The 11552-nt window shown below is 70.6% G+C and carries 13 protein-coding genes and 1 pseudogene; 5 read left to right on the forward strand and 9 right to left on the reverse strand.

The features are described 5' to 3' along the window. The 5 genes from GWI24_RS05375 to hemL all read right to left on the reverse strand — a co-directional run bounded on the left by GWI24_RS05375 (position 1) and on the right by hemL (position 4938). Positions 1 to 765: a cytochrome c biogenesis CcdA family protein gene (locus GWI24_RS05375; RefSeq protein ID WP_037955272.1), complete on the reverse strand. Its 765-nt coding sequence runs from the start codon at positions 763 to 765 to the stop codon at positions 1 to 3. 6 nt (positions 766 to 771) lie between these two features. Further along, complete coding sequence (locus GWI24_RS05380) at positions 772 to 1389, reverse strand: TlpA disulfide reductase family protein (RefSeq protein ID WP_210944744.1); 618 nt, start codon at positions 1387 to 1389, stop codon at positions 772 to 774. 108 nt (positions 1390 to 1497) lie between these two features. After that, the gene (locus GWI24_RS05385; RefSeq protein WP_210944745.1) at positions 1498 to 2685 is read right to left on the reverse strand and encodes a hypothetical protein; all 1188 of its coding nucleotides are present in this window, start codon (positions 2683 to 2685) and stop codon (positions 1498 to 1500) included. 241 nt (positions 2686 to 2926) lie between these two features. Then, a complete protein-coding gene (locus GWI24_RS05390; RefSeq protein ID WP_210944746.1) occupies positions 2927 to 3613 on the reverse strand; it encodes a histidine phosphatase family protein in 687 nt (228 codons plus the stop codon). Between the two features lie 8 nt (positions 3614 to 3621). Next, positions 3622 to 4938 (reverse strand): glutamate-1-semialdehyde 2,1-aminomutase, encoded by a 1317-nt coding sequence (hemL, locus tag GWI24_RS05395; protein WP_210944747.1) that lies wholly within the window; start codon positions 4936 to 4938, stop codon positions 3622 to 3624. A gap of 117 nt (positions 4939 to 5055) precedes the next feature. On the opposite strand from hemL, the gene GWI24_RS05400 reads away from it, so the two are divergent. Beyond that, positions 5056 to 5604 (forward strand): hypothetical protein, encoded by a 549-nt coding sequence (locus GWI24_RS05400; RefSeq protein WP_247615921.1) that lies wholly within the window; start codon positions 5056 to 5058, stop codon positions 5602 to 5604. A 34-nt stretch (positions 5605 to 5638) separates the two neighbouring features. Here GWI24_RS05400 and GWI24_RS05405 read toward each other — a convergent pair whose 3' ends face one another. Beyond that, on the reverse strand, positions 5639 to 7042 hold the full coding sequence (locus tag GWI24_RS05405; RefSeq protein ID WP_210944748.1) for a caspase family protein: 1404 nt from the start codon (positions 7040 to 7042) through the stop codon (positions 5639 to 5641). Continuing rightward, positions 7039 to 7446 carry a hypothetical protein gene (locus GWI24_RS05410; RefSeq protein ID WP_210944749.1) on the reverse strand — a complete coding sequence of 136 codons (408 nt, stop codon included), beginning with the start codon at positions 7444 to 7446 and terminating at the stop codon, positions 7039 to 7041. The genes GWI24_RS05405 and GWI24_RS05410 overlap by 4 nt, the downstream gene beginning before the upstream one ends. Before the next feature lie 87 nt (positions 7447 to 7533). Here GWI24_RS05410 and GWI24_RS05415 point away from each other — a divergent pair, with 87 nt between their 5' ends. Next, positions 7534 to 7866 (forward strand): YnfA family protein, encoded by a 333-nt coding sequence (locus GWI24_RS05415; RefSeq protein ID WP_210944750.1) that lies wholly within the window; start codon positions 7534 to 7536, stop codon positions 7864 to 7866. On the opposite strand, the gene GWI24_RS05420 is transcribed toward GWI24_RS05415, so the two are convergent. Then, positions 7856 to 9244 carry a hypothetical protein gene (locus GWI24_RS05420; RefSeq protein ID WP_210944751.1) on the reverse strand — a complete coding sequence of 463 codons (1389 nt, stop codon included), beginning with the start codon at positions 9242 to 9244 and terminating at the stop codon, positions 7856 to 7858. The two genes, GWI24_RS05415 and GWI24_RS05420, sit on opposite strands and share 11 nt — an antisense overlap. A 256-nt stretch (positions 9245 to 9500) precedes the next feature. On the opposite strand from GWI24_RS05420, the gene GWI24_RS05425 reads away from it, so the two are divergent. The 3 genes and pseudogenes from GWI24_RS05425 to GWI24_RS05435 all read left to right on the forward strand — a co-directional run. Then, positions 9501 to 10256: an SDR family NAD(P)-dependent oxidoreductase gene (locus GWI24_RS05425; RefSeq protein WP_210944752.1), complete on the forward strand. Its 756-nt coding sequence runs from the start codon at positions 9501 to 9503 to the stop codon at positions 10254 to 10256. Between the two features lie 157 nt (positions 10257 to 10413). Further along, a complete protein-coding gene (locus GWI24_RS05430) occupies positions 10414 to 10650 on the forward strand; it encodes a ferredoxin (protein WP_210944753.1) in 237 nt (78 codons plus the stop codon). 41 nt (positions 10651 to 10691) lie between these two features. Then, a pseudogene (locus tag GWI24_RS05435) lies at positions 10692 to 11330 on the forward strand (FAD-dependent oxidoreductase); the annotation flags it as partial. Between the two features lie 32 nt (positions 11331 to 11362). On the opposite strand, the gene GWI24_RS05440 reads toward GWI24_RS05435, so the two are convergent. After that, the gene (locus tag GWI24_RS05440; RefSeq protein ID WP_210944754.1) at positions 11363 to 11521 is read right to left on the reverse strand and encodes a hypothetical protein; all 159 of its coding nucleotides are present in this window, start codon (positions 11519 to 11521) and stop codon (positions 11363 to 11365) included. Between the last annotated feature and the right edge of the window lie 31 nt (positions 11522 to 11552).

Genomic DNA, 11552 nt, shown 5'->3' on the forward strand with positions numbered 1-11552 from the left:
TCAGATCCCAACGTTGAAGCCCTGAGCCCAGGTCTGCATGGAGCCCATCATGGTGTCCCAGACACCTGTGAGCAGCAGCACCCCCAGAGCGACGAGCATGCCGCCCCCGGCTCGCATCACCCAGACGTAGTGCCGCTTGACCCAGCCGAAGGCGCCCAGCGCCCGGCGGTAGGCCACGGCGACCACCACGAACGGCAGCCCGAGCCCCACGCAGTAGGCGGCGGTGAGCAGGGCCCCGCGCCCCGCACTCGCCTCATTGAACGCCAGGGCGTTGACGGCGGTGAGCGTCGGCCCCAGGCACGGCGTCCAGCCGACGCCGAACAGGGCGCCCAGCACCGGCGCCCCCGCGAGCCCCAGCGTGGGCTTGATGTGAAAGCGGAACTCCCGCTGTCCGAAGCCCCCCAGCACCCCCATGAAGGCGAGGCCCATCACGATCGTGACGACCCCGAGGATCTTGGAGATGGTCTCCTTGTGCTCCTGGAGCGTCCAGCCGAAGTTGCCGAAGAGCGCGCCCCCGGAGACGAAGACCGCGGTGAAGCCGAGCACGAAGAGCGAGGCGCCCGCGACCATCCGGCCGCGCTTGGCCTCGGCCAGATCCGTGCCCGTCACCCCTGTGACGTACGACATATAGCCGGGCACCAGCGGCAGTACACAGGGGGAGAAGAAGGAGACCAGTCCGCCGAGCAGGGCGACCGGAAGCGCCAGCAGCAGCGCCCCGGTCAGGACGGTCTGGTTGGGATCGGTCGCGGCGGCCAGCGTGTTCACGAAAGGTCACTTCTCCGCGATCAGCGGCGTGACCATCGTGCGCAGGCGCTCCTCGCTGAGCGGCGTCAGAGCGCGGGCCGCGATCCTGCCCTCCCGGTCCAGCACGATCGTCGAGGGGATGGCCTGCGGGTTGAGGCTGCCCTTGGGGAAGCGCAGCATGAGCTTCCCGATCGGGTCGTACAGACTCGGGTAGTCGACGCCGTATTCCTTCTCGAACCTGAGCGCGGGGGCGCGGTTGGAGTCACGGGTGTTGATCCCGATGAACTGCACACCCTTGGCCTTGGTGTCCTTGGCCACCTTGGCGAGGTTCGACGCCTCGGCCCGGCAGGGGGCGCACCAGGAGCCCCAGACGTTCAGGACCACGATCTTGCCCTTGTAGTCCGCCACGTCCAGCGGCTTGCCCTCCAGGGTCTTGCCCGAGAGCTGGGGTGCGTCCTTACGGTTCTCCTTGGCGACGGTGTCCACGCCGCCCTTGCCCTGGACGAACTTGGTGTCGGCGGAGCCGCCCGAGGTGCCGCCCCCGCCGCAGGCGGTCAGGGACAGCGCGGCAACCGTGGCCCCGATGGCCAGCACGGTTGCGCGACGACGGGTCACGAGGCCCCGAGGGGCACGGCAGGCACTCATGTGAAAAGTTTCGCATGGCCCTTTTGGGGATCTTCGCCACCCCCCTCCGGGCACCCCGCCGGGCCCCGCGGGGCCCTGCCCCCGGCTCGCCCGCATCCGCCAACGCCCTCAGCCGCCGTTCGCGCTCCACGCCTGGCCCACGCCCAGCCCGCGCAGCTCGGCCAGGACCGCGGGGTCCTGTGCGTCCAGCCAGTCGGTGAGCTGCTTGAAGGAGACCAGCCGGACGTCCTTGTGCTTCTCGTCGGCCATGTGCTTGAGCGCTTCCTCGACGGCGTCCATATAGATACCGCCGTTCCACTGCTCGAAGTGGTTTCCGATGAAGAACGGGGCGCGATTGGTCTCATAGGCCCGCTTGAAACCGGCTATGTACGCCTCGGCGGCCTGCTTGCGCCAGCCCGGGTAGTTCGCGGGCGGCGCGTTGGTGGAATTCCTCGACTGGTTCGCCAGGATGTTGTAGTCCATCGAGAGCACCTCGAAGGAGTGCCCCGGAAAGGGAATCTGCTGCAGCGGGAAGTCCCAGAGGCCCTGCTTCTTCGACGGCCACACCTGGAGTCCGCCCGGCGAACTGGCGTCATAGCGCCAGCCGAGCTCCCGGGCGGTCGGCAGCAAATTGGTCTGGCCCTTCAGACACGGAGTGCGGCCACCGATGAGCTCCTTGTGATAATCGAAGGGCAGCGGATCCACATCGGTGAAGCGCGTATTCGTCCGCCACTCCGTGACGAAGGACATGGCCTGATCGATCTCGGACTTCCACTGCGCGGACGTCCAGTTCTCCACCGAGCCGCTGCCGGAGCAGAAGTGCCCATTGAAATGGGTGCCGATCTCATGGCCCTCGAGCCACGCCTCGCGCACGTTCCGCAGCGTGGCCTTGATGTGCTCATCGGTGAGATAGCCGATGTCGGAGGCGCCCACCGGGTTGTTCGGCGGCCGGTACAGCGACTTCTTCGACTCCGGAAGGCAGTAGATACCGGAGAGGAAGAAGGTCATGGTCGCGCCGTGGTCCTCGGCCAGCTTGCGGAACCGCGGGAAGAGTCCGTTGCCGACCTCTCCCGCGCCGTCCCACGAGAACACCACGAACTGCGGCGGCTTCTGCCCCCGTTCCAGCCGCTCCGGCTTCGGGGCCTCCTTACGCCGCTCACCGTGCGAAGTGGAGCCGTCACCGATCGGCTTCGCCTGGGTCGTCTTCGAGGGCTTCGGCGTACCGGATCCGGACCCCGAGGAACAGCCGGCGACGGCCAGTGATGCCGCCGCTCCCATACCAAGACCGAGGATCCCCCTCCGGCTGACCTCACGCATAACGTCCTCAATTCGCACTCGCCGTTCTGATTGCCCGGGGTGTCCGGACAACCCTGGAGATGGCGAGGCGAATAGCGAGGTTCCGAAAGAACGCGGTCAATTACACGGCGGACACAATGTCTCCATTCGGTGGCACGCCGCATGCCCCAACGGTCATCCCACGGCCATGCGCCCGTCACGCACATCGCGGGCCGCACATGGCGGCCCGCACCCCCGGCCCGGCCGCGGCCGGGCGCACCGCTCAGGCGCCGTAGCCCTTGGAGGCCCCCTTCACCGGCTTGGCGCCCGCGCGCAGATGGGGCGGAACGAGATCACGGGCCGGTTCGCTGTAGCCCACCGAGACGATCCGGTCGCCGCGGAAGGTGAAGCTGGTGAGGCTGGCCAGCGTGCACTGCCGCCTGCGCGGGTCGTGCCACAGCCGCCGCCGCTCCACGAAGCTGCGCACGATCCAGATCGGCAGCTGATGGCTGACGCACACCGCCTCGTGGCCGCGCGCGGCGTCCCGCGCCCGGCCCAGCGCCGCCATCATCCGCACCACCTGGTCGACATAGGGCTCGCCCCAGGACGGGCGGAACGGGTTGGTGAGATGGCGCCAGTTGACCGGTTTGCGCAGCGCGCCGTCGCCGACACCGAAGGTCTTGCCCTGGAAGACGTTGGCCGCTTCGATCAGCCGCTCGTCCGAGGCCACGTCCAGGCCGTGCGCCTTGGCGATCGGCGCCGCCGTCTCCTGCGCCCGCTCCAGCGGGGAGGCGACCACATGGGTGATGTCACGGTCGGCGAGGTGCTCGGCGACGCGGTCGGCCATCTGCCGCCCCAGATCGGAGAGGTGGTAGCCGGGCAGCCTGCCGTAGAGCACGCCCTCCGGGTTGTGGACCTCGCCGTGGCGCATCACATGGACGACGGTGATGTCGTTCTCGCTCTGTGTCATGTCACCCATCATTCAGTGGCCTCGGCGGCGGCCCGCGCCGCCCCCGGCAGAGCCGCCGCCACCCGCTCCAGCGCCTTCTCGTCGTGCGTCGTGGAGACGAACCACGACTCGAAGGCGGACGGCGGGAGGTAGACGCCCTGGGACAGCATGGAGTGGAAGAAGGCGGTGAAGCGGAACGCCTCCTGCGCCTTGGCCGTCTCGTAGTCGGTGACCTCGTCGCCGGTGAAGAAGACCGAGAACATGTTGCCCGCGACCTGGACCCGGTGCGCCACGCCCTCCTTGGAGAGCGCCTCCGTCACCATCGCCCGCAGCCGCTCGGAGGCCGCGTCGACCCGTCCGTACGCCGCGTCGTCCAGCAGCCGCAGCTGGGCGACGCCCGCGGCCGTGGCGACCGGGTTCCCGGACAGCGTGCCCGCCTGGTAGACCGGGCCGGCCGGGGCCAGGCGCTCCATGACGTCGGCGCGCCCGCCGAAGGCCGCGGCCGGGAAGCCACCGCCCATGACCTTGCCGAAGGTCATCAGGTCCGGCTCCACGCCGTCCAGCCCGAACCACCCGGCCCTGGAGACCCGGAAGCCGGTCATGACCTCGTCGGAGATGTAGAGCGCGCCATGGTCGGCGCAGAGCTGCTTGAGGCCCGCGTTGAACCCTGGCAGCGGCGGCACCACGCCCATGTTGCCCGCCGACGCCTCGGTGATCACACAGGCGATCTCCCCGGGGTGCGCGGCGAAGGCCGCCCGGACCGCCTCCAGGTCGTTGTACGGCAGCACTACGGTCTCCCCCGCCTGCGCTCCCGTCACCCCCGGAGTGTCCGGCAGCCCGAAGGTCGCCACCCCGGACCCGGCGGCGGCCAGCAGGGCGTCCACATGCCCGTGGTAGCAACCGGCGAACTTGATCACCTTCGACCGTCCGGTGAACCCACGGGCCAGCCGGATCGCCGACATCGTCGCCTCGGTGCCGGACGACACCAGGCGCACCTGCTCGACCGGGCCGACCCGCGCCACGATCTCCTCGGCGAGCTCGACCTCGCCCTCGCCCGGCGTACCGAACGACGTACCGCGGGCGACGGCGGCCTGCACGGCCGCGGTGACCTCGGGGTGGGAATGGCCGAGGATCATCGGCCCCCACGAGCACACGAGGTCCACGTACTCGCGTCCGTCGGCGTCGGTGAGGTACGGACCGTCCCCGGACACCATGAAGCGGGGCGTACCTCCCACGGCGCGGAACGCCCGCACCGGAGAGTTCACGCCGCCGGGCGTCACGGCGGCCGCGCGGTCGAAAAGCGTCTGCGAAACTGGGGCTGCGTACGGATAGCTCACACAAGCCATGTTGTCAGAGGCGGACGTACTCCCGCGGCCGGGCGTTTCACAGCTCTATGGTGGGGGAGGTCTCTGTGAACAGAGATCGGGTTGCGCGGTAGTGGCCGCGAGTGGTCGGGTGGAGATATGTATCGCGGTGGCGAACTGGGTGAAGGGACTGACGACCGAGGCCCCGAGCGTGCCCGGCCCGGACGCCATCGGCGGGACGAGGCGGGCAGGACAGGCAGAAGCGGGGGCCGCATGGGGGTGACCTACAAGTACTTCGGTGCGCCGGACGGCGCCACCGCGGCCAGGGTCCCCATCTCCATGCGCCCCGAGGAGCTCGGCGGCGACGAACTCGGCCACGGCATGTTCACGAAGATCAAGCCGGAGACGGTGGCGGCGATGGTCCTCACCGGCATCGAGGGCGTCCCGCTGCACAAGGTCCCCCCGCTCGAACTGGTCGTTCTCCACCCGGACTACGCCGTCGTCAAGCTCCCGATGACCGCCGTCGATCCGCTGCGCGGCGTCGGCGAGGAGGCGGTGGGCGCCGCGGCCTTCATCTGGTCGACGGTCCCCGACCGCGGCGGCCCCCGGGACGCCTTCACGGTCTATCAACTGCTCCACGAGTGGCAGGACTTCAGCCACCGGCTGCACGAGGCGGGGCATCAGCCGTACTGCCTGGTCTGGCCCTGAGCCAGGGGCCCGGGCGGGCCCGAGTGCGGCTGGGTCAGTGGATTACTCTGAGCCGGTCGCAGACCGGGTGGTTGGAGTCCGGGCCGGTGCAGAGGAAGTAGCCCGTCCAGCGGTAGTGGCTGTCGGGCACGGTGCCCGGGCCTCGTTGCCAGGTGGCCACCTGGTCGCCGTTGGAGAAGGTCAAGCCGCCCTGATCGACCGTCGGTTCGCGTTCCAGCAGGGTGGCAAGGTCGTGGAGGAAGGACGCTCGGTCCCGGCGCTTCTTCCAGGACGCGATGACCTTGTCCGGGGCGGCGGCGGAGAGGCCCGTGCCGTCGAAACCACCGCGGTCCATGGCCACTTCCATGGTGTCGAAGTCGCCCCTGCACGCCGCGTTGTGCACGGAGTCGACGGATGGCTCACGGCGTTGGGTGCCGTCTCCCGAGTCGAAGGTCGAGTGGGCCTTGCCGCAGCTCAGGCCCTTGCCGTCGGCCCCGCGCTCGCCGTTGCCGTCCGGCAGGAGCCAGAAGGTCAGGCCGACGATGGCGGCGAGGGCCAGGGTGGCCGCGGCGAGGGCGCGTTGGCGCGTGCTCAGGCGGTGGGTTTCGGGTGCGGCGACGGTCTCGTCCGGCTCAGGGGGGTCCTGGCGGAGAGTGCGGTTGCGGGCGATGGAGATGTGGGCGCCGCGGTCGCGGTTCAGCTGTTGGGGGCGTGGGCGGTTCTTGCGCATCAGGGCGCGGTCCACGCGGTCGTAGAGGTCCGCCATGGTGAGCAACTCCGGCGCGTCCGGGTCGCCCTCTTCGAGGAGTGTGATCAACTCGCCGGTGAAGGCCGGGTACCGCTCCCCCGGTGGCGCCAGCGCCTGCTTGGTGGCGTGGGAGGCGGCGAGGACCGAGGTGCCCTCGACATCGGCCAGCCGGATCGTGTCATCCCCGGCGGACAGATGGCCGCGCAGGGCGGTGCCGCTGAAGCAGCAGTCGAGGATGACGACCTTACGGCGGACACGGGTGGCGCTCAGCAGGATCTCGCGCAGGTCGTCGTACTTCACCGCGGTGAACGACTTGTCCTTCGTCGTCTCCGGTACGGCCAGGTGTAAGCCGCCGCTGAGCGGATAGAGCAGGCCATGGCCCGCGTAGTAGACGACGAGCGTGTCCGTGGCCTCGGCGGCCGCGCGGTGGACGGCCTCCAGCATGCTGTCGCGCGTCGGCTGCGAGACGATCCGGCAGTGCTCCTCGGGGAGGCCCCACACCTCCGGATCCCGGAACAGCTCGGCCAGCCGCCGGCAGCCCGCCGCCACGGATGGACGGTCGTCCAGATGCCGCTGCCGGTCCCGGGAGGCGGCTCCGCCGCGGGTGAAGGCATGGGCCTCGATGAGGACCGCCCGGGACGCGGAGGGGTCGGAGAGGCGTGCTGCCGGTCCCTCTCCCGTCGTACGGGAGGTACCGGAGCGCCAGGTCATGCCGGGTTCTCCGGGCGGTCGGAGCTCTCCGGGGACGCTTCCGGGGGCTGGGAGCCCTCCGGGGGCTCCAGTTGCCGGAGGAGGCGGCGGATCGTCTCCGGGTCGGTGCTCTCGACGCGCAGGGAGACGCCATCGCGTTCGACCCGGGTGTCCGTGCCGCGCGCCCGTGCGTCACGCCAGGTGGCCACGGCGAGCAGCAGATTGCCGAGGGACGTGAGGTTCGAGACGACGATGGAGATGACCTCGAGGCCGCCCAGGGTGTCGTCGCGGTCCTCCTCGTCCACCAGCGCCACCTCCGCGGCGCCCGCGACGTCGGGGTCCCCGGTCAACCAGCGATTGAGGTCGAGGACGCCCGGAGACCCCTCGGCGGCGTCGACTCGAAGGCGGAACTGCACGGCACCCATCCCCCGGTGTGATCCTTTGGTGGGCGCCGATCGTAGCGTTCCGCTCCGCTACGGAGCCTTGCATGGGCGGGCCGTACCCTTCCCCCCATGCTCATCGCACGTTCCATCGCTCTGTTCGCCGTGGCCGCGCTCCTGGAGATCGGCGGCGCCTGGCTCGTCTGGCAAGGCGTGCGTGGGCACAGGGGGTGGGCGTGGATCGGCGCCGGGGTCATCGCCCTTGGCGCCTACGGGTTCGTGGCCACGCTCCAGCCGGACGCGGAGTTCGGTCGCATCCTCGCGGCGTACGGCGGCGTGTTCGTCGCCGGATCGCTCGCCTGGGGCATGGTCGCCGACGGCTACCGGCCCGACCGCTTCGATGTGCTCGGAGCGCTGATCTGTCTGGCCGGAGTCGCTGTGATCATGTACGTGCCTAGGAGGTAACCATCGGCCGGCCGTGGCCGCCCTTGCCCTCATGGTCGCCGTGGTTGTCCTTGCCCTGCTTGCCGTGGTCACCGTGGTGGTCGTCCTGCTCCTGCTCCGTGCCGAGGACGCAGCCGGTGTCCGGGTCGATGAAGACGGTCGTGATGGTGTGGTCGCACTCGACCTCCACGACCCACACCTGCTTGACCTCCTGCTTGTACGGGTCCTTGTGCTCGTCCTTGCGCTGCTTGTCCTTGCGCTGGTCGTCGTGGTGGCGCGGGTCCTTGCGGTCGTCCTTACGGTCGTCCTTACGGCCGTCCTGGTGCTTGCCCTGGTGGTGCGGGTCGTCCTCGGGGCAGTCCACCAGCTCGGCGCTGACCGCCTGGCCGCCGACCTCGCACTCGGCGATCTCGACCGCCTCGGCGAGCGTCACCGGGTCGTTCTTCTTCTGGTCCTGGTGCTCCTTGTGCTCCTGGCCGTGGCGCGCCTGGTCGGCCTCGTGGACGGGGACGGTGACGGGACGGACGGCACCGCGGTCCTGGGCCTCCTCACCGGACTGGGCGGCCTCGTAAGGCTGCGCGGCCTGCTCGGGCTGAGCCGCCTGCTCCGGCTGCGCGGCCTGCTCGGGCTGCGCCGCCTGCTCCGGCTGCGCGGCCTGCTCGGGCTGCGCCACCTGCTCCGGCTGCGCGGCCTGCTCGGGGCGCGCCGCGCTGCGGCCCTGGATGCCGGGCCAGTACTTCCCGGTGGGGAAGTAGCGGGTCGGGTCCTGACGGCCCTGGTCCTCGCGCTGGCCGCTCTCCTCGCGCTGGCCGTGCTCCTCCTGGCCGCTGTCCTCCTTACGGCTCTCCTCCTGGCCGCTGTCCTCCTTACGGCTCTCTTCCTTGCGGCCGCTGTCCTCACGACCGCTGTCCATCTTCTCGTCGTACCGGCCGTGGTCCTCACGCTGGCCGTGGTCCTCACGCTGGCCGTGGTCCTCGCGCTGGTCGCTCTCCTCGCGCGGGTCGCTCTCCTTCTTCTCGTACCGCCCGCCCTCGTCGTGACGGCCGTCCTGGTCGTCCCTGGCGTGGTCATCGTGGCGGCCGCCGTTGGGGTCCTCGTGGCTGTTCGCCTCGTAGCGGCCGTGCTCGTGACCGTTGTCCTCGTGACGGCCGTTCGGGTCCTTCACCTCGTAGCGGCCGTGCTCGTGCTGGCCCTTCTTGTCCTCGTGACGGCCGTTCTCGTGGTTCCCCTTGTCGTGGTTCCCCTTGTCGTGGTTCTCCTTGTTGTCACCGTGCGCCCGGTCCTGGGCACAGTGGTTGCTCTGCGACGAGTGCGGATCGGGGGTGCTGCCCGAGGCCCATGCGGTTCCCGGAGTACCGGTAACCAGGGCCGCCGCCGCGATGGCGCCCGCTGAGGCCACGCCCCAGCGCCGGAAAGAACGACGGGACCGCTGAAGGAATCTGCTCTGCTGGGTCATTACCTGAATTCACTCCTTGGGCATGGGTGCTCCATTTACCGGCACCGCGCCGGACGCAGTGCACCCTTCCCCGAGCCCGAGAGCCCCTAGCGGATTCCTATCTTCAGTCCCCCGGTTGGAGGTAAATCGGGCCGTCATATCCTGCATATGGATCATGCGCACACACCACCGTTTGCGCCACGTCACCACTGGAGGGCCGATGACCACCCGTACCGCAGTGATCACCGGCGCGAGCAGCGGGATCGGAGCCGCGACCGCGCGCCGCCTGGCGGCCGCCGGATTCCGTGTCGTCCTCGCCGCCCGCCGTAAGGAGCGCATCGAGGCGCTCGCCGCCGAGCTGACCGAGGCGGGGCACGAGGCCGAGGCGTACGTCCTGGACGTCACCGACCGCGCCGCCGTGGAGTCCTTCGCCGCCGGTCTGGACCGCTGCGACGTCCTGGTGAACAACGCGGGCGGCGCGATCGGCGCCGAGACCGTGGCCAACGCCGACCCGGCCGACTGGCGGGCGATGTACGAGGTCAATGTGGTGGGCGTGCTCCAGGTGACCCAGGCGCTGCTGCCCGCCCTCACCGCCTCCGGCGACGGCACGATCGTCGTGCTGTCCTCCACGGCGGGCCATGTGGCGTACGAGGGCGGCGGCGGGTACGTGGCGGCCAAACACGGCTCCCACGCCATCGCGGCCACCCTGCGCCTGGAGCTGTGCGGTGAGCCCGTGCGGGTGATCGAGATCGCCCCGGGCATGGTCAGGACCGACGAGTTCGCGGTGAACCGCTACCGCGGGGACGAGAGCCAGGCCGCGGCCGTCTACGAGGGCGTGGCCGAGCCGCTGACCGCCGACGACGTGGCCGACACGGTCGAGTGGGCGGTCACCCGCCCCTCGCATGTGAACATCGACATGATGGTCATCCGCCCCCGCGCCCAGGCCGCCCAGCACAAGGTCCACCGCGAGCGCTGAGCCCGTCCGCCCTCGTCCTCCACGGCTCCTCACAGCCCTGCCGCGACAGCCCGCCGTCCCCCGTTCGGCTCAGTGCGTATGCGCCATCCCGGGGACGCTCCGATGCTGGGAGCGGCCGTCACCTCCCGGAGACTCTTCGCGGTGAAGCGGAGGCGTCATGAGGGTTGTCGTTGATCTCAACCGGTGCCAGGGCTACGCACAGTGCGCCTTCCTCGCGCCGGATGTGTTCGCGATGCACGGTGAGGAAGCGCTGCTGTACGACGCGCGGCCGGACGACGCGCGGCGCGCGGACGTGCTGCGGGCGGTGGCGGCGTGCCCGGTCAGGGCCATCACCGTGGAGGGCGCGGGCGGCAGGTGGACGGCGGACCGGGTGGGTGCCTCCGATGGCGCTTGACGGCTCCCTGGAGCGGCTCCGGCGCGAGGGCCACATCGTAGGTCCTGCTCGGCCTGGTGCCGGTCGGCCAAACGGCCCTCCCCCGCCGCCGTGCGATCGACGCGCGGTGGCGGCTGGGCGTCGCCGCGACCGCGCTGGACACGGCGGCCAAGCGGGTGGCGCTCGCCGATGGCACCTCGGTGGAGTACGACCGGCTGCTGATCGCCACCGGTGTGCGCTCCCGCCCGTGGCCGAACGAGCTGGAGGCCGGCCTGGACGGCGTCTTCGTGCTGCGGACCACGGACGACGCCGCCCGGTCGGTCCACCGGCTGCGGGCCGGACCCCGCCGGGTGCTGGTGATCGGCGCCGGGTTCACCGGCTCGGAGATCGCCTCCGTCTGCCGTGAGCGGGAGCTGCCCGTCACGGTCGCCGAACGCGGCCCGGCTCCCCTGGTGGGCGCCCTGGGCGGCGTGATCGGCGAGGTGGCCGCCGAGCTGCAGCACCAGTACGGCGTCGATCTGCGCTGCGGTGTGATGGTCACCGGGCTGGAAGGCGACGGTGCGGGCAGGCTGCGGCGGGCCCACGTCTCCGACGGCGACGCGCTGGACGCGGAGGTGGCCGTCGTCGCCCTGGGCGCGACGCGCAACACCGAATGGCTCGCGGGCTCCGGACTGGCCGCGGGGCCGCGCGGGATCGCCTGCCCATCGACTTCATAGTGCTGGGCGGCGGCACCTCATATGAAGTGCACGCCGAGCGCGTCCAGAACCGCGAGGATCACCACGACCAGCACGAGCCCCATGATCCATCCGCAGCCGCCGTCCTTCTTCCGCTCGTGGTCACGGATTCCCTTGGCGACAGCCCGCTTGATCCGTCGCTCTTCGTCGCGCTTCACGTCTATCCCCCCATCTCCTCGCACCGGGGCT

This window comes from Streptomyces sp. MK37H (genome assembly GCF_018035285.1).
GTDB lineage: Bacteria > Actinomycetota > Actinomycetes > Streptomycetales > Streptomycetaceae > Streptomyces > Streptomyces endocoffeicus.